The organism is Brevundimonas sp. UBA7507 (genome assembly GCF_002478355.1).
In the GTDB taxonomy this organism is placed as follows: Bacteria; Pseudomonadota; Alphaproteobacteria; order Caulobacterales; family Caulobacteraceae; genus Brevundimonas; species Brevundimonas diminuta_D.
In genome coordinates, this window is sequence record NZ_DLNP01000003.1 from 1 (window position 1) to 16,285 (window position 16,285).

Consider the following 16,285-nt stretch of genomic DNA (forward strand, 5'->3'; position numbering starts at 1 on the left):
AAGCTGACCGTGAAGCCCCAGAAGGGCGACAACGAGCAGGTGGTGATCAGTTCGAAGATCAGCGCCAGCGCGCCGGCTGCCGACATGCCGGAGGCGATCTTCTTCGCTGACGTCGACGGCGACCTGCACCGCAACGATCCCCGACAACCCGAGATGTTCCGCCACGCCGATCTGGGCGACGCGGCCGTCGATGCCCGGAGGGCCTGACCTTGACCGACACCCACACCACTGAAGCCGGGGCCATCGCCGCCCTCGGCGCATCGGCCGCCGCCGCCTCCGTCATCAGCGGCGCGGACGGCCGCACCTGGCTGATCAAGCCGAACAGCACGACCGCGACCGAGATCACCGACCCGCACGGCATGATCCTGACGGCGCCCGCGCGCGTGAAGCAGGCGGTCGTCGTTCAGACCGCGGACAGCCTCGTCGACTACGTCGACTTCTTCGGCCAGGACGAGACGATCCTGTTCGCGGACATCGACGCATCCACGATCCGCGGGCTGATCGACTATCACGGCGCTTCGGAAGGCGCAGGCGGCGCCGCCAGCATTCCGCAGCATGTCGATCACCGGGTGACGCTGACCCTGCCGTTTTCGGAAGAGTGGCGGACGTGGAAGGCGATCGACGGCAAGATGCTGGATCAGCTGAGCTTCGCCCGCTTCCTCGAAGAAAACGCGGTCGACATCGAGGCGCCCAGCGGCGCTGACCTGCTGGAGGTCTGCCGCGACCTGCAGGCGGTCCGCAGGGTGGACTTCCGCAAGGCGGTCCGCACCAACACGGACAACGAGAACTTCGAGTACACGGACGAGACGGAGACGCGGACGAGAAACGGCAGCGTCGAGGTGCCGTCGAAGTTCCAGCTGCGCATCCCGGTCTATTTCGGCGGCCAGTCGGTGACGCTGTACGCCTTCCTGCGCTGGCGACTGGTGGAGACGAGCCTCGAGCTGGGCATCCAACTGCACCGCGCCGAGCACGTCCGCCAGGCCGTGTTCAAGGAGATCGTGACCGACGCCTCTTCGCGGACGGGCAAGCCTGCCCTGTTCGGGAAGGTCGACTGAGACGGAGAGCGCCCCCCGGACAATGGGGGGCGCGCACGCCATGTCAGTAGCCAGTAATCGCGGTCCCCAAATCCATGCGGCGGTGTTCGTCACCCGCCCGCGCGGCGCCCTGACGCCGAGCGAGGTGAGCGAAATCCGCCGCCTGCGCCGCCTCGGCCGGGGCTGGCAGACCATCGCTAATATCATCGGGCGCTGCCGTGAAGACGTGATGGCGGTGGAGCCGATGAACGGCGCCGCCCAGGCCGTGGGGGCGCCGGTCCCGCGCCCTTTCCAGTGGAGCGACGAAGCCCTGCAGCGATCGGCGCCGCTGATCGAGAGAGGCGCCAGCGCGGAGACTGTGGCGGCCCGCTTCGGCTGTTCGGTGGTCGAGGCGCAGCGCCGTATCCGCCAGGTCATCAGGAGGCGGAAGCCATGACGAGGCCAGCGAGGATTCACGCCAGGACGGTGATCGAGTTCGTCGCCGCTAGCTATGGCCTGCCGCCCGCAGCGCTGACGGGGGACTGTCGCCGCAGCGTGGTCGTCAGACCCCGACAGTTTGCGATGTACGCGATCAGACAGCTGTGCCCCCACCTCAGCCTGAACCTGATCGGCCGCGCGCTGGGCGGGCGGGACCACACGACGATCCTGCACGGCCTGCGGAAGGTGGAGGGCCAGATCGCGCAGGGCGAGTTCGGTGAAGATCTGGCGCGTCTGGAGGCGTGGTTCGATCAGGCCTACCTCGAGGACCGCATCGAAGAAGCAGAGCAGCGCCTGGCCCGACTGAAGGCGATCCGCCAGACCGTGCAGCAGGTGTCGGCATGACGGTCTCAATCCTCATTGGCGATGTTCGCGATCGCCTGCGCACAATGCCCGCCGAGAGCGTCGACTGCGTGGTGACATCGCCGCCCTATTGGGGTCTGCGCGACTACGACGTCGATGGGCAGATCGGCCTGGAGCCGACTTTGGCCGAGCACCTGACGGTTATGGTCGAGGTGTTCGAAGAGGTGCGCCGTGTACTCAAGCCGACGGGCACGCTCTGGCTGAACTACGGCGACTGCTACGCGACGGCCCCGAATGGCCGCAGCGCCGCCGAAGCGAAGGCGGTCGGTGGTGATGACCGCACGTTCCGCGACAAGCCCTTCTCCACCATTGGAGGCGTGCTGAAGCCGAAAGACCTCTGCATGGTGCCGAACAGGCTGGCCATCGCCCTGCAAGAGGCGGGGTGGTGGGTTCGTTCGGAGATCATCTGGGCCAAGCCCAATCCGATGCCGGAAAGCGTCAAGGATCGTCCCGCATCGAGCCACGAGAAAATCTTCCTTCTGTCGAAAGCGCCGCACTACTACTATGACGCCGCTGCCGTGCGGCAGGAGGCTGTAGGTCAGACCGCTCATGACTTGACCGGGGGCCGCTATGCGCCGCCCGGTCAGCCTGCGCACAGTGGAACTCGCACAGCCCGTCGAGACAGCTTCGCTCGCGTGTCCAAAGACACGCCCGGAGCGCACGGCCAGAAGCCGCAGAACCGCCCAGATCGAGAAGACATCGCATACCCGCGCGGCGCTGGGCGGAGCCTCCGAAACTGGGAACCTGCCTCGCTGGAGGTCTGGCCCATCGCGACCCGGCCCTTCAGCGAGGCGCACTTCGCCACGTTCCCGCCAGAACTAGCCGAGCGCTGCATCCTCGCCGGTGCGCCGGCGAAGTGTTGCTCGACTTGCGGGGCGCCGGTGGTCCGTGCCGTGGAAACCGAACTCGTGCCGACGGCGAAGGCCGCCAAGCGGAACGTCGTCGATGATCGAGACGGCCGGGCGGATCGCCAGGACGCAGGATCGAACAGGGCGAAAGACGGGCATGTCCTCGGCTGGAGCAATCGCGTCACCACAACGGGTTTCGCCAAGTCCTGCGCTTGCGTCGACCCTGGCACCGTACCGGGCGTTGTCCTTGACCCCTTCGGTGGCGCCGGGACCACGGCCCTCGTTGCCGACCGCCACGGCCTCGACTGCACGATAATCGAGCTCAATCCCAAATACGCGGAAATCGCCCGCCGTCGGCTCTCCGCGGATCAGGGGCTCTTCGCCCAGATCGAGGTGGCGGCATGAGCGCGGTGGCATTCATCAAGGCCATGGTGGAGGCCGGTTTCTCTCATGAGGACGCCCTGCGCGCTGGCGAGGTCTACGAGGCCCTGCAGCCGCAGCGTTCGAAGGGGGCGGAACGGACCCGTCGCTGGAGAGAGCGTCGCGAGGCGTCACAAAGCGTCACGTGTGACGGTGGTGACGTTCGTGACGCCGGTGACGCATGTGACGCCCCCCTTTCCCTCCCTCCTTCCCCCCAGACCCCCCAACCACCCACCCATACCCCCGGATATGAGACTACCCGCACGCACGAGAGGGCCGAGCCCGTCCTGGCGGTGGTCGCAGCAACCGATTGGCCCGAGGAGACTGGCGGCAAGCTGGCTAGTCGGCTCTGCGAGGAGGTCGCTTCGCCTCGTCTGGACTGGGCCAAGACACCGGACCTGCTGACCACGTCGACCCGGCTGTTCGCTTGGAGACGTGACGGCGCGTCGTGGGAGTTCGACGTGGTGCCGGTGGTCACCGCGCTCGCCAGCCGCCCAGGCAGGCCGATCACGTCGTGGAAGTTCTTCGACGCCGCCGTCGCCCAGTCCATCGCGGACAACCGCCAAGCCCTGAAAATTCCCGAGGCCCGCCATGCAGCCCAGACCGATGACCGAGTTTCCGACCGCCAATCTGCCCGCAGCGCAAACCGAGACCGTTCGGATGCCGGAGCTGAGTGGGCCTCTCAGGTCGTGGCTGCTCGAGGAGGTTTCTGACGCCAAGGCCGTGGAGGTGATCACGAAGAGCGACCTGCTGCGCGGCCAGGCGGCGATGATGCTGCCGGTTCTGAGGCAGGAGGCCCTGCGGCCCGCGACCGAGGCCGAGATCGTCGCCATCATCCGCAGCCGGGAGCAGACGTTCGGCGATCTGAGGATCAGCCGCACGGAGAGCGAGTGGGCCACCTTCTACGCGGACTATTTCGAAGCCCTGGCCGGTCTGACGGCCTCGGCCATCGAGTCCGGGATGAAGGCGTACATCGCCCTGCCGGACAGCGACTGGGCGCCGAAGCCGGGCAAGCTGGCGCACCTCGCCCGGACTACACCGACGACGGGCCGCTTCGCCCGCGCGTACAATCGCGCCAAGGCGGCGGTGGTTCAGCACCAGCAGGCGACGGCGCCGAAGCCTCTGCCCGGTCCGAAGCATTCGCCGGAAGAGGTGAAGGCGATGGTGTCCGAGACGCTGGCGGCGCTGTCGGAGACACCGACGGCGAAGTTGATGGCGGCCCGTCATGCCGCCCGGCCCCGCACGCCGTCCGCCCCGCTCCCGCCCGGCAGCCACATGAGCGCAGAGATGCGCGCGAAACTGGGGAAGGCAGCATGAGCCGAGCGAACTTCCGCACCGTCATGGAACAGGAGGGCGGCCAGTGGACCCGCTACCGCGTCCTCGAATGTCGGTGCGGCGCCGAAGGCCGGATCAAGGACACGGCCAAGCGGCCGCTGGCGTCGTCACCCTGCGCTCAAGCCTTCCGCCGCGCGGGATGGACGAGCGTCAGGCCAGATCGCGGCGTCTGCCCAGCCTGTTCCGCCCCGAAACCCAAACCCGCCCCCATCGCCCAGGAGAGCATCATGGCCGTAGAGCCGCCCCGTCAGCCCAGCACCGAAGACCGTCGCCGAATCCGTGAAGCCCTCTTCGAGACCTATCTCGAGGATCGCGGCTGCTATGCGAAGGCCCATAGCGATCGATCCGTCGCCAAGGGCCTGAACGTCCCTTTCGCATGGGTGGCCGCCGCCCGCGAGACACTGGGCTTCGGGCCTGACGTCAACGAAGCCGGTTCGGCTTTCAGCGCCGAGATCGGTGCGCTGAAGGCTGAACTGAAGGCGCTTCAGGACGAGGCGCTACAGGCGTTCGTGTCGCGCTGCGAAGAACTCGACAAACGCATCGGGCAGGTCGAGCGCGCCGGATACCGGGTGCCCGCATGAGCAAGAAGGGGAAGAAGAAGCCGTATGATCCGGCGGCCGCCGCTCGCCATCGTCAGGAACGGGCAGAGAGCGCGGCCGAGATCGCTCGTCTGCGCGCCCAGCCCAGCACGGCCGTCAATGTCGACAAGCGCACGGGCCGCCTGACCGGAGCCTGGCGCCTGAACTGCTTCAACACGCTGCTGCCTGCCGGTGGTCATGAACGCATGGCCATTGACTGGTTGGAGGAGACGATCAGGACGGCTTCTGGAGAGAACGGCGCCGAGCGTCGGCCGGACTACATTCGGGGCACGGCATCTGGAGCGCCGGGTCAGAATGTCACGAACTGGATGATCGCCGCGGGCCTTGATCTTCACATCATCGAACAACAGTTTCGCCCGGATGATATTAGGATGCTCATGGCCCTCATGCAGCCCGACGCTGACCTGATGACGCGCTGGCGGGCAGTCGTGGAGAAGTACACCCTCGAGACTGATCCCCGAGCCCAGGCCGCACGGGTGAGGGCGGCCTGCGCTCATCTGGTCTGGGTCAAGGACCGGATGCCGATGCTTCGGCGCCAATATCACGAACGCAAAGCCGAAGCGGCTTAGGCCTTTTCAACGCCACCAAATGTGGTAGAAAACATCAAGGTCGCTTCGCGCGTCCACAAGATAGGCCCCTCGGGAAACCGGGCGGGCCTTCTTCGTATCCGGCCTCCCTTAAGGGCGAGAGGACGGCAGGCTTAGGGTTGGGAGTTCCCGGCCGGGCCTGCCGTCTGCCCTTGCGGCGCAGCCGCCCGGCACCATCACCGAGGGGGACAGATGCCCAAAGCGCCACGAGTTCACGGCGATCATCAGGTCTCGCGCCCGGCGCCGATGTCGCGCCAATCCCCTCCGCCCGGCGTCACCGATGAGCGCGCGGACATCCGCCGCTCCAACGTCGGTCTGACCACTCGTCAGACCTGATCGCTAGGGAGGAGGCATGACGGCAAAGCGCCGTCAGACCGACGTCTGCCCCCGTGGGGGTATAGGTTCTTTCTGAGGGGGGCGGCTCCGTATACGGGCGGCTGAGGCATGTACGTTTTTCAGCTATGGGCGCCAAACCCGGTTGACGGTTGACGGAGGTTGACGATGGCCCTCGTCAGCATGGCTGAATACGCCAAGCAGCACGGCGCCTCGAAGCAGGCGGCCAGCAAGTGGAAAGCCAGGGGCTGCCTGAAAATCATCGACGGCAAGGTCGACGTTGCGGCGTCGGATCGCATCATGGCTCATGCGGGCCTCGGGCGGTTCGCGGATCGGTCAACTGAGGCGTCAACGGTCAACCGTCAACCGAGTAAACCAGTTGTCCGCGAACTCGCTGGGCTGGCCGAGGAGCTGACGGGCGCCGCCGAAGAGGCGGAAGACCTGCAACCCGCCCTGATCGCGTTCGCTAATCGGCTCGCGGAGGGGCACAACGTCGACAAGATTACGGCCGAGACGTTCAAGGAGAACGGCCTCGCCCTGCTTCGCCTGATCGACGCCCGCAAGCGCGCCGGTGAAGTTGTCGAGATGGCCGACGCCGAGGCCGTCATCTTCGAAATGTTCCGCCTCCAGCGCGACGCCTGGCTGAACTTTCCGTCTCGCGTGGCCCCCCTGATCGCGGCCGAGCTCGACGTCGAGGCTGATCAGGTGTTGGAGGCGCTGACGGTTCATGTCCACCAGCAGCTCTCCGATCTGGGCCAACCATCTAACCCGCTCCGACAAGATGGAGCGGCTCAGGCTGACAGCGAAGAAGGCGTTCAACCCGCCTCCGCGGCTTAGCCTTCCCGAGTGGGCTGACGAGTTTCGCCGCCTTGCCCCTGAGGCGGGCAGCAGCTCTGGCCGCTGGCGCACATCCACGGTCGAGATCGGGCGGGGCCCGATGCTGGCCGTCACAGAGCCGGGCGTTGAGGTGCTCTCGGCGATGGTGTCGACGCAGCTTCTGAAGACGGCGCTGCTCGAGAACATCTTCGGTTATCACGCGCACCTGAACCCCTGTCCGATCCTGCTCGTGCAGCCGAAGGATGACGCCGCCGAGGCGTTCTCAAAGGAGCGCATCGCCCCGATGATCCGGGTGACGCCGGTTCTTAAGGGGCTGGTCGGCCACCGCCACACGCGGACGTCGGAAGACACTCTGACGTTCAAGAGTTTCCCAGGCGGCTTTCTGGCGCTGGTGGGCGCCGGTAGCCCTGACAACCTGGCCCGTCGCCCGATCCGCCTGACCCTCTACGACGAGGTCGACAAGTATCCGGTCACGAAGGAAGGCGACCCGTTCGTCCTGGGCGACGAACGACAAGCGACCTTCTCCGACGCCCTGAGCGTGCGGACCTGCTCGCCGACCATCGCGGGCGAAAGCCGGATCGAGAGCAGCTATCTCGACGGCGACCAGCGCAAGCCGTCGGTCGCATGTCCGCATTGTTCGCATCGCCAGTTCCTGACCTGGGATCATGTGCAGTGGCCGAAGCGTGAGGTCGAAGGCCACGAGAAGGAACACCTTCACCAGAAGGCCCAGGTCTTCTGTGAGGCTTGCGGCGTTGGCTGGAGTGAAGGCGAGCGCCTGAAGTCGCTCGCGACGATCCGGTGGCACCAGACGCGGCCGTTCATTTGCTGTGGTGAACGTCAGATACCGCTCGAGGCGTACACCTCTTTGTCGAAGGCAGGGGAGCCCGACCCTGTCGGTTCGCTCTGGGACTGGTGGGAGAGCTCGCGCTGGGCGGTCTATCGCGCCAAGTGCCGTTGCTGTGGCGACTGGGCCGTTTCCAATCAGCACGCCAGCTTCAACGCCGGAAAGCTGTACAGCCCCTGGAGCCGAAAAGACGCCCCCGCCCGGATCGCCAAGAAATGGCTCGATGCGCAGGGGGACGAGGACAAGCTTCAGGCGTGGTGGAACACGCAGATGGGGCTCCCTTATCGCCGCAGCGCCGGGAAGTTTATTGCGGCCGAGACGCTGGCGGCGCGTCGCGAGAACTGGAAAGAAGGCCACGTTCCGAACGGCGTCGCGGTCCTGACGGCCGGGATCGACACGCAGGACGACCGCGTCGAGGTCGAGGTCGTAGGCTGGGGCTTCGATCAGGAGTCGTGGTCCGTCGACTACAAGGTCATCGAAGGCGCGTTCGACGACCCAGTCACGAGGAAGAAGCTCGACGAATACCTGTTGACCGTCTTTCGGCGTGGAGATGGGCGCGAGTTCCGCATCGCCGCGGCCTGCCACGACTCCGGCGGTCACTTCACCGACAGCGTCTATCAGTTCAGCAAGGAGAGGCTGGGGCGACAAGTTTGGGCGATCAAAGGTGCCAGCGACCGCGCCGGGCGCCGCTCGCCTGTTTGGCCCGCCAAGCGCCCCACCAAGAAGGGCAGGGAGAAGTTCAGGCCCTACATCATCGGGACGCAGACGGCGAAGGACACGATATCTCACCGGCTACAAGTCGCGCTTCCGGGCCCCGGCTACATGCACTTCCCCGCAGACCGCGACTTCCACTGGTTCAGCCAGCTCACGGCCGAGCGCCCCAAGGTCAAGGTCGAGGGTGGCCGGAAATACTGGGTCTGGGAACAGATCCCAGGTCGGGCGAACGAGGGCCTCGACTGCCGCGTCTACGCGTACGCCGCACTGATGGGCCTTATCGCGAAAGGGCTGAAGTTGAACGCTCACGCCACCTCAGTCGAAGCCGAACAACCCATTCCACCGGGCCCGCCGCCCGCCGAACCCGATGAGGGGTCGGAGACCCCGCCCGCAGCGCCCGCGAAGCGCCGCCGCCGCCCTCGACGGCAAGGGCCCGGCTCAGACGACGACTGGCTTTGGTCTGGTCGCTAGGAGGCTTGCATGCCCGTATCGGACAACTACGCAACCGAGTTGGCGCAGCTGCGCGAGGGCTTGGCCAGCGAGCATGTGACCGTCGAGAGCAACGGCCGCCGCGTGACCTACCGCGGCGTCGATGAAATCCGAATGGCCATAGACTACTTCGAGGGCTTGGGGGGGAAGAGGCGGAAGCGTCGGACCCGATACAAGGCCGCCTCGCTGGGGCGCTACTGATGCAGGCCGCCCTTTCGGACCGCCTCGTCGGCATCATCTCGCCCCGCGCCATGCGCCGCCGTATGGCCGCGAGGGCTGGGGCCGAGCTGGTCGATATGTCCCTGAAGGCAGCCCGCCCGAGTGGCGGGCGCAGGCGCTATGAGGCCGGGCGCCACAACCGCCTGACGCGCGACTGGCACCCTGGCTCCGGCAGCGCCGATGCGACGATCACCCAAGACCTCGGGGTGATGCGCAATCGCTCGCGGGACTTGGCGCGGAACAACCCATACGTCGCCGCGCTGGTGCGCCAGCTCGTCGCGAACCTCGTAGGGGACGGGATCGAGGCGCGCGCCGCGCATCCTGATCCAGCGATCCAGAAACTGGCGCAGGAGATCTGGCTCAAGTTCGCTCGCTCGAAGGTCGACGGGCGCCACGACTTCTACGGCCTGCAAAAGCTGGCCGTGCGCACGATGGTCGAGGGCGGCGACGTTCTGAACGTGTGGACGGCTAAGGACGGCGTGCCTGACGCCCGCTGCCGTCTGGTCGAGGGCGACCAACTGGAAACGCCTTCCGGCCTTTGGGGTCTGCTCAACACCAACGGGCCTCTGATCCGTGACGGCGTCGAATTCGACGGGGCAGGGGACCGAGCGGCTTATCATCTGCTGCGCGATCACCCCGGCGACATGCTCCGCGGTCTGCTCCGCAAGTATGATCGCGTCGACGCTCAGCACGTGGATCACATGTTTGAGCCCACGCGCCCAGGTCAGACCCGAGGGGTTCCTTGGCTCGCGCCGAGCATGATGGTCGTGCGCATGCTCCAAGACCTGGACGTAGCCATCGCGACCAAAAAGCGGATGCAGGCGTGCATCGGCATCATCCGCACGATGTCGCGTGACGAGGACGAGGAAGAAGTCGACGTCGGCACCGAGACGGAAGCGGGCGAGGATGAAGGCTCCGGCTCTCCAGCTCTGGAGCGGATGGTGCCCGGCATGGTCGTCGAAGGCTTGCCCGGCGAGGAATATACCACAATCACCCCGACGGCGGACGGCGATAGCGACACATTCTATCGCCAGCAGCTTCGGAGCGTGGCTGCGGCCATAGGCATTCCCGATCACCTGATGACCGGCGATGTCGGCCAGGCGAACTATTCGAGCCTCCGCGCTGCTACCGTGGCGTTCTGGGCTGTGCTTGACGACTGGCAGTGGAACGTCATCGTTCCTTTCCTCTGCGACCCGGCGTTCGCCCGTGTCATGCGGCGCGAGGCCCTGCTTCGCCGAGAGCCGCGCCTGGCGGAATGCACCGCCGAATGGACGCCGCCGCCGCGCCAGTGGGTTGACCCGATCAAGGATGTAGCCGCGCTCGTCATGCAAGAGCGTGCGGGCTTCATCAACAAGCCGGAAATCCTCGCCCAGCGCGGCAAAGAGTACAGGGCCCACTTCGAGGAGAAGGCAGCGGTCCAGGCGCTGGGGGACAAACTGGGGCTGGTCTTCGACACCGACCCGCGGCGCGTCAATGGATCGGGCGCCCTGCAGCCGCCGTCCGGGTTTGTCCTGCCCAAGGATGATGCAGACAGTCGGTCGGTCGTGAGTTTCTTCGGCCGTATGCTGGACGCCACGGAGCGCGGCGACCGCGCCGCGATCAATCAGGGCTTCGTCGAAGCCGCCACCGCGCTTCGCGACGGTGATCCGAACGGCCAGGCAATGGCCGCCATCATCGGCGCCCTGACTGGCGCCGACGAACCCGAGAACAGGGAATAGCCATGTTGCTTCGCTCACGCCTTATGGGCGCTGCCCCCGTGCGCGCGCCTGCTACCGACGCGGACGGCCGCTCCGCACCGACCGGATATCACGGCCAGACCGTGCAGCGGTTCGCCGCCTTCGCCCCCACGACCTACGACGCCGCGACCCGCTCAGTTGAGGTGATCATCTCGACCGGCGTCCGTCGCCGGACTTGGTTCGGGTACGAGGAACTCGAGGTCTCGCCGGAAGCCTGCGACATCAGTCGCGTGGCTCTGGGCCAGGTCCGAGCCCTTGACCATCACAATGATCGCCAGATCGACGCCGTCGTCGGCTCGGTGGTCGAGGCTCGGTTCGAAGGGCCCAACCTCGTCGGCCGCATTGTGTTTGCCGATACCGACATCGGCCGGAAGGTCGAGGGCATGGTCGCCCGCGGCGAGCTCACGGGCATCAGCTGCGGCTACACCATCGAGACCTTCGAACTGGTCGGCATCGAAGATGATCGCGAAATCTGGCGAGCCACCCGGTGGTCGCTGATGGAGGTCAGCTTCGTATCAGTTCCCGCAGACGCGAACGCCGGGGTGCGTTCTGCGGGCCAATCCCCCGGAACCCCCGGCGAGCCCGCCGATCCCCAACAGGAGAATGAGACCATGCGTACCCGCCTCATGGGCGGCGCGGCCGCCGCTGCGCTGTCCCCGAACACCGACACGGGCGCCGCCCCCGTGGCCCCGACTGGCGAAACCGCCACGCGCGCAGCTGCTCCGGCCGCCCAGCCGGTTCCGAGCGGCGTCGGCTTGACCGACGGCCTTCGTCTTCTGGAGCAGGCTCGCTCGTTCGGCGCTGATGTCGAAACTCAAATCCGCGCGCTCGTCACCGACCCGGCTCAGACGGTCCAGTCCGTCGAAAGCGCGATCCTGGCCGCTGCGTCTCGCGCTCAGGCCGCGCAAACGGCGGCGGTGGCGGCAGGCGCCGGCGCTCGCGTGAGTTCGGACGAGCGCGAGACCCAAAGCCGCGGCATGGTCGACGCCTTGGTCTCGCGCATGACCCACGCTCAACCGACGGACATCGGGCGTCAGTACCGGGGTCTGCGCATCGTGGACCTGATGGCCGAGCGCAACGGGATCGCCTCGCGCAACGTGGACGAGATCATCGAGCGGTCGGTGGGCATGCACACCACGTCGGACTTCCCGAACCTGCTCCAACAGGCGGCGAGCCGCGTGCTGCTCGCGTCCTACACTCAGGCTCAGCCGATCTATCGCACCTTCTCGGCGCGCCGGAACTTCCAAGACTTCCGCCCGCACAGCATGCTGCGCATCGGCGAGTTCCCGCTGCTGGAAGAAGTGAACCAGTCGGGCGAGATCAAGTCCGGCACCATCCCCGAGTCCGCTGAGAAGGTCGGCCTGAAGACCCGCGGCCGCAACATCGCCCTGACCCGCCAAGCCCTGATCAACGACGATCTGGGCGCCTTCGCCGACATGGCGGCTGCGGCCGGTCGCTCTGCCGCCAGGACTGAGGACAAGGTCGCCTTTGATGGCCTGCTCAGCAACAACGGCAAGGGCCTGAAGCTGGCCGACGGCAAGACCTTGTACCATGCCGATCACGGCAACCTGGCTGCGGCGAGCGGCGCGATCAGCGAGACCACGGTCGACGCGGGCAACCAAGCCATCCGCTTCCAGAAGGGGCTCGGCGACGAGGTGCTGGATTACAGCCCGGCGATCTTGCTGGTGGGTCCGAAGCAGGAGCTGGCCGCCCGCAAGTTCGTGGCGGTGGTCAACGCCGTCAGCCAGGACGAGTTCAACCCGTGGGCTGGCCGCCTGCGCGTCGAGGTCACGGCCCGGATCACCAACAACAGCTGGCGGCTGTTCACGGACCCGAATGAACTGGCGGCCTTCGTCTACGGCTACCTGCGTGACGCTGAAGGCCCGATGGTCAGCCAGCACGAGCCGTTCAATCAGGACGGCATCGTCTGGAAGGTGCTGCACGACTTCGCATTCGGCGCGGTCGATCATCGCGGCACCTGGCTCAACGAGGGCTGATCGCCCGTCTCATCATCCCTGACCTGGGCGGCTTCGGCCGCCCTCGTCGTTTCTAAGGACCAGACGACCATGAAAAACTACAAACAGCAGGGCGCAATCCTCGACTTCGTCACGCCTGCGGGCGGCGCCGTCGCCGGCAAGCCGCTGATCATCGAAAAGGCGTTCCTGATCCCCGCCAGCACCACGGAGGAAGGCGAGGCCAACTCCGGCGCTGTCGAGGGCGTGTACGAGTTGCCCGCCGCTGGCGCCGCAGCGGCGCAGTTCGCGACCGCCTATTGGGACGCTACCGCTGGCGCCGCCACCGGCGCCGCCACCGGCAATACCAAGATCGGCTACTTCGCCGCCGCGAAAGCGGCCAACGCCGCAGCCGTCGACGTCAAGCTGATCCCTGCGGCTTGAGACTGAGGTCAGGAGGCGTTGATGCGTAACTTCAGCAGCCTCCTGGTCCGCCTCGATCGTGCCGTCGAGCGCAAGCTCTGTGACGATGCGTTGTATTTCGGCGACGACGACCCAGACGCGGCAGAGGGCCTCCGGGTTCGGGTGATGATCGATCACCCCCGGTCAGCCGACCGGCTCTCCGGGGGCATGTCGTTTACCCGATCCCGTCCGGTTCTCCGGGTCGCTCGAGACATCCTCCCGCACTTGGCTGAAGGCCACCTGTTCCGGGTTGACGACGACGTATGGGCTCTCGCCGAGGCGCCCGTCGCCGAGGACGACGGCCGGTGGTGGGCCGCCGAGGTCGAACCGGGATGAACCTCAACGGGGTCCAGCTCCGTGCGGCGCTGACGGGGGACTTCGACAAGGAGGTCGACAAGGGCCTGACCAACGTCGAGACCGCGCTACAGGCCGCCCTGTTCGACTACGCCGTCGATACGCAGGCCAAGTGGCGCCAGGACGTGGCGCAGTCAGGGCTTCGGAACGCCCAGCGCCTGACTAAAACCATCCGTGTCCGCAAGTACAAGAACAGCGGCCTAAACCCAGCCGCGCAGGTTTTCTCGACCTTCCCGATCCTTCAGCGCGCCTTTGAGCAGGCGACGGTGGTTCGGTCTCCTGAAGGTCATTTCCTTCTCATCCCGAACCCCGATGTTTGGCCCAATGGCCGGGTTGTCAGGCCGAGCCGGAACGGCGGCCAGCGAACCAACACCCTCGCGCTCGCGGAGCAGCGCTTCGGCAAGCTCCGGCTGATCTACCGCCCCGGCAAGGCGGGCCTTCTCGTTGCTGAAGCCAGGTCGAGCGCATCTCGACCGGGCACCTTCAAGAAGGCGAGCGCCACAGCGCTTAGAACCGGCCGGGGCCTGACCACCATCGTCGTCTTCTACGTCGTCAAGGAAGCCCGTCTCCCTCGGATGCTGCGGGGCAGCGTGATCCGGGATCGGGCCCGCGCGAACGCCAGCCGCGAGATCGACCGGCGCTTCATCCGCTATTTCCAGCAGGGCTCATCTGTCCCGCTTCTGACAGGGCCGAGCAATGATTGAACCGGCGTATCAGGAACTGGCTGAGCAGCTGGCGCAGGCGCTCGTCGCCGTTGGCTTCATCTCCAGCGGTGATAAACTGAAGATCGACCCTGAGGCGCCCTTCACCCCGACAGGTGACGAGAGGACGCTCGTCTGTGCGGCAGCGCTGGTGAAACTCGGCACCGCACCTGTGCGGCATATCCTCGGCGGATCCGCTACGCGTTACGTCATCGACCGACAGTGTCGACTGGAGCTGGCGGCGGCCGGGCCCGCCCGTCTCATGCGATCCCTTCGCGTGAATGAAGTCCTCGATGCAGTGGCCGTCATCCCCGGCAGGAACCCGACTCTTTCGGGCAAGGCCGAGCGGCTGATCCTCGGCGAACAGACGGATGACGAACTGCCGCCGAACGGCGTCAGCCTTTTCCTGACCTTCACCATTCGAGTCCGGTCCGGCGATGCGCTGGGCCGTACCCCCTAAGGGAGCACGACCATGCCGAACGACATCTGGTACGGCGGCGATTGCGAAACCCGCATCGGCCGCCGCCCCGACCTGAACACCGCCCCGACGGCCTGGCAGGCTGTCGAGTTTCTGACGCTGAGCATCACGCCGTCGCAGGAATGGCGCCCGCGAAACAAGCTGGGCAATCCTGGCATCCGCAAGAACGTCCTCGATCCCACCCGCCCGCGTAAAGGCTTCTTCCGCCTGGCGGGAGAACTGGTGCTGGACGCGGACACCCGTCAGCTTCCGATCTGGCTGCGCTTCGGCATGGGCGCTCCCGCTGCTGCGGTCGAGAATGGCGCCCTGTTTGACCACGTCTTCGAGAGCGGCTCGAAAGCCGAGCAGTACTTCGATATCGCGATCAAGGTCGGTGACAACGACATCCGCGTCTACGAGGGTCTGACCATCGCGCAAATCTCGACCCAGTTCACGGGCGAGACCACGCAGGACTTCAACATCAATATTTCGCTGGCTGGTCTTCGTCGCCGCAAGGCGACGGCTTTCCCGGCCGGGACGGTTGCGGCCGCTCCGGCTGAGGCTCCCATTCTGCGCGCCTTGTTCAAGGTCAACGCGACGGCGGCGGATAACATGCTCTCCGGCAGCTTCAGCTACAGCCGAACGCTGCAGGAGGGCATCTACCTCAGTGCCACCCCGACCATGTCGAGCCTTCGCCCCAACGGCGCCCAGCACTCGGGTTCGGCCTCCTATCGCGCCATCGGCTTGGCCTTCGATGTGATGGAAGAGGAGGAAACCACCTTCTCGGCGGCCTTTGACCTGCTTGGGGTGGTGGATGACCATCTGATCCGCCTCGAGCACCCCCAGGCGCTGCTGTCGCCGAGCCCGCTGCCCATCGACGGCGTCGGGGCGATTGAGCGAACGATCAACTGGTCGCCCTATCAGACGGCCGCCGCTGGCGCCGCGCGCATCGTGATCACGAACGACGTGGAGACCTATCCGTGACGGTCGTCGTTTCCACGCGGACCGAGCCGGTTACGAGGCCCCTCAGCCCGCCCTTCCAGTCGATGACAGTGACGGTCCGCCGCCTCCGCACACCGGAATGGGAGGGCGCTCGCGACGCGGCACAGGCGATCCTGCGCGACGACGGCAAACTGCTCCCGCTTCTGATGGAGCATGAACTGCTCCCCGATGGCGGCGTGAAGGCGCTGCGTCACATGCGCGAGAAGTCGCCGCTCCAGTATGCCGTCTTCCTGTCGGGCATCGGCCTCTGGCTGACGGCGGTCGAGTGCGCCCTCGTCGGCCTTATCAGCTGGGAGGGCGTGGTCGACGAGGACACGCGCGAGCCTGCACCGATCACCCGAGAGGTTCTGCAGGTGCTGCTTCTCGATGATCGCATGAGCGACCAGCTGATGAACATCCTGACGGAGGCGGCCCGGCTGTTGATCGTGGAGGGAAAGCCCTCCGGGGCCTAGCCGAGTGGCTCTTCGGAGCCCGGAAGGACGGCATCGGCCCCGACTACTGCAACAACTGCTCGAAAATCGG

19 protein-coding genes are annotated in these 16,285 nt (G+C 66.4%); all 19 read left to right on the top strand.

Annotation, left to right across the window (positions count from 1 at the left end):
• Window positions 1-207: hypothetical protein (locus B3D50_RS02180; protein ID WP_286949211.1), on the top strand; the 207-nt coding region annotated here is incomplete at its 5' end.
• Between the two features lie 2 nt (window positions 208-209).
• Window positions 210-1,055 carry a DUF2303 family protein gene (locus tag B3D50_RS02185; RefSeq protein ID WP_286949212.1) on the top strand — a complete coding sequence of 282 codons (846 nt, stop codon included), beginning with the start codon at window positions 210-212 and terminating at the stop codon, window positions 1,053-1,055.
• Window positions 1,056-1,095: 40 nt separating this feature from the next.
• A complete protein-coding gene (locus tag B3D50_RS02190; RefSeq protein WP_286949213.1) occupies window positions 1,096-1,470 on the top strand; it encodes a hypothetical protein in 375 nt (124 codons plus the stop codon).
• A 29-nt stretch (window positions 1,471-1,499) separates the two neighbouring features.
• Entirely contained in the window at window positions 1,500-1,856 is a 357-nt protein-coding gene (locus B3D50_RS02195; protein ID WP_286949214.1) for a helix-turn-helix domain-containing protein, read from the top strand.
• A complete protein-coding gene (locus tag B3D50_RS02200) occupies window positions 1,853-3,127 on the top strand; it encodes a DNA-methyltransferase (RefSeq protein WP_286949215.1) in 1,275 nt (424 codons plus the stop codon). Before B3D50_RS02195 ends, B3D50_RS02200 begins: the two co-directional genes overlap by 4 nt.
• A gap of 621 nt (window positions 3,128-3,748) precedes the next feature.
• Window positions 3,749-4,459, top strand: a complete 711-nt coding sequence (locus tag B3D50_RS02205; protein WP_286949216.1) for a hypothetical protein — start codon at window positions 3,749-3,751, stop codon at window positions 4,457-4,459.
• The gene (locus tag B3D50_RS02210) at window positions 4,456-5,058 is read left to right on the top strand and encodes a hypothetical protein (protein WP_286949217.1); all 603 of its coding nucleotides are present in this window, start codon (window positions 4,456-4,458) and stop codon (window positions 5,056-5,058) included. Before B3D50_RS02205 ends, B3D50_RS02210 begins: the two co-directional genes overlap by 4 nt.
• On the top strand, window positions 5,055-5,645 hold the full coding sequence (locus B3D50_RS02215; protein WP_286949218.1) for a hypothetical protein: 591 nt from the start codon (window positions 5,055-5,057) through the stop codon (window positions 5,643-5,645). Before B3D50_RS02210 ends, B3D50_RS02215 begins: the two co-directional genes overlap by 4 nt.
• A gap of 519 nt (window positions 5,646-6,164) precedes the next feature.
• Window positions 6,165-6,833 carry a hypothetical protein gene (locus B3D50_RS02220; protein WP_286949219.1) on the top strand — a complete coding sequence of 223 codons (669 nt, stop codon included), beginning with the start codon at window positions 6,165-6,167 and terminating at the stop codon, window positions 6,831-6,833.
• Window positions 6,724-8,862 (top strand): phage terminase large subunit family protein, encoded by a 2,139-nt coding sequence (locus tag B3D50_RS02225; protein WP_286949220.1) that lies wholly within the window; start codon window positions 6,724-6,726, stop codon window positions 8,860-8,862. Before B3D50_RS02220 ends, B3D50_RS02225 begins: the two co-directional genes overlap by 110 nt.
• Window positions 8,863-8,871: 9 nt before the next feature.
• A complete protein-coding gene (locus B3D50_RS02230) occupies window positions 8,872-9,081 on the top strand; it encodes a phage head-tail joining protein (protein ID WP_286949221.1) in 210 nt (69 codons plus the stop codon).
• The gene (locus B3D50_RS02235) at window positions 9,081-10,817 is read left to right on the top strand and encodes a phage portal protein (RefSeq protein ID WP_286949222.1); all 1,737 of its coding nucleotides are present in this window, start codon (window positions 9,081-9,083) and stop codon (window positions 10,815-10,817) included. The genes B3D50_RS02230 and B3D50_RS02235 overlap by 1 nt, the downstream gene beginning before the upstream one ends.
• 2 nt (window positions 10,818-10,819) lie before the next feature.
• On the top strand, window positions 10,820-12,832 hold the full coding sequence (locus tag B3D50_RS02240) for a prohead protease/major capsid protein fusion protein (protein WP_286949223.1): 2,013 nt from the start codon (window positions 10,820-10,822) through the stop codon (window positions 12,830-12,832).
• A gap of 69 nt (window positions 12,833-12,901) precedes the next feature.
• Window positions 12,902-13,231 carry a DUF2190 family protein gene (locus B3D50_RS02245; RefSeq protein WP_286949224.1) on the top strand — a complete coding sequence of 110 codons (330 nt, stop codon included), beginning with the start codon at window positions 12,902-12,904 and terminating at the stop codon, window positions 13,229-13,231.
• A gap of 21 nt (window positions 13,232-13,252) precedes the next feature.
• Entirely contained in the window at window positions 13,253-13,585 is a 333-nt protein-coding gene (locus B3D50_RS02250) for a head-tail joining protein (protein WP_191001863.1), read from the top strand.
• Window positions 13,582-14,307 carry a DUF6441 family protein gene (locus tag B3D50_RS02255; protein ID WP_286949226.1) on the top strand — a complete coding sequence of 242 codons (726 nt, stop codon included), beginning with the start codon at window positions 13,582-13,584 and terminating at the stop codon, window positions 14,305-14,307. The genes B3D50_RS02250 and B3D50_RS02255 overlap by 4 nt, the downstream gene beginning before the upstream one ends.
• Window positions 14,300-14,764: a hypothetical protein gene (locus B3D50_RS02260; RefSeq protein ID WP_286949227.1), complete on the top strand. Its 465-nt coding sequence runs from the start codon at window positions 14,300-14,302 to the stop codon at window positions 14,762-14,764. The genes B3D50_RS02255 and B3D50_RS02260 overlap by 8 nt, the downstream gene beginning before the upstream one ends.
• Before the next feature lie 12 nt (window positions 14,765-14,776).
• Window positions 14,777-15,745, top strand: a complete 969-nt coding sequence (locus B3D50_RS02265; RefSeq protein WP_191001866.1) for a phage tail tube protein — start codon at window positions 14,777-14,779, stop codon at window positions 15,743-15,745.
• Window positions 15,742-16,215, top strand: a complete 474-nt coding sequence (locus tag B3D50_RS02270) for a hypothetical protein (RefSeq protein ID WP_286949228.1) — start codon at window positions 15,742-15,744, stop codon at window positions 16,213-16,215. The genes B3D50_RS02265 and B3D50_RS02270 overlap by 4 nt, the downstream gene beginning before the upstream one ends.
• The last annotated feature ends 70 nt before the right edge of the window (window positions 16,216-16,285 follow it).

Coding starts and splice junctions, on each gene's coding strand:
- B3D50_RS02245 (WP_286949224.1), top strand. CDS start 12,902: ATGAAAAACTACAAACAGCAGGGCGCAATCCTCGACTTCGTCACGCCT.
- B3D50_RS02215 (WP_286949218.1), top strand. CDS start 5,055: ATGAGCAAGAAGGGGAAGAAGAAGCCGTATGATCCGGCGGCCGCCGCT.
- B3D50_RS02235 (WP_286949222.1), top strand. CDS start 9,081: ATGCAGGCCGCCCTTTCGGACCGCCTCGTCGGCATCATCTCGCCCCGC.
- B3D50_RS02210 (WP_286949217.1), top strand. CDS start 4,456: ATGAGCCGAGCGAACTTCCGCACCGTCATGGAACAGGAGGGCGGCCAG.
- B3D50_RS02220 (WP_286949219.1), top strand. CDS start 6,165: ATGGCCCTCGTCAGCATGGCTGAATACGCCAAGCAGCACGGCGCCTCG.
- B3D50_RS02205 (WP_286949216.1), top strand. CDS start 3,749: ATGACCGAGTTTCCGACCGCCAATCTGCCCGCAGCGCAAACCGAGACC.
- B3D50_RS02260 (WP_286949227.1), top strand. CDS start 14,300: ATGATTGAACCGGCGTATCAGGAACTGGCTGAGCAGCTGGCGCAGGCG.
- B3D50_RS02250 (WP_191001863.1), top strand. CDS start 13,253: ATGCGTAACTTCAGCAGCCTCCTGGTCCGCCTCGATCGTGCCGTCGAG.
- B3D50_RS02265 (WP_191001866.1), top strand. CDS start 14,777: ATGCCGAACGACATCTGGTACGGCGGCGATTGCGAAACCCGCATCGGC.
- B3D50_RS02225 (WP_286949220.1), top strand. CDS start 6,724: ATGTCCACCAGCAGCTCTCCGATCTGGGCCAACCATCTAACCCGCTCC.
- B3D50_RS02190 (WP_286949213.1), top strand. CDS start 1,096: ATGTCAGTAGCCAGTAATCGCGGTCCCCAAATCCATGCGGCGGTGTTC.
- B3D50_RS02255 (WP_286949226.1), top strand. CDS start 13,582: ATGAACCTCAACGGGGTCCAGCTCCGTGCGGCGCTGACGGGGGACTTC.
- B3D50_RS02240 (WP_286949223.1), top strand. CDS start 10,820: ATGTTGCTTCGCTCACGCCTTATGGGCGCTGCCCCCGTGCGCGCGCCT.
- B3D50_RS02200 (WP_286949215.1), top strand. CDS start 1,853: ATGACGGTCTCAATCCTCATTGGCGATGTTCGCGATCGCCTGCGCACA.
- B3D50_RS02230 (WP_286949221.1), top strand. CDS start 8,872: ATGCCCGTATCGGACAACTACGCAACCGAGTTGGCGCAGCTGCGCGAG.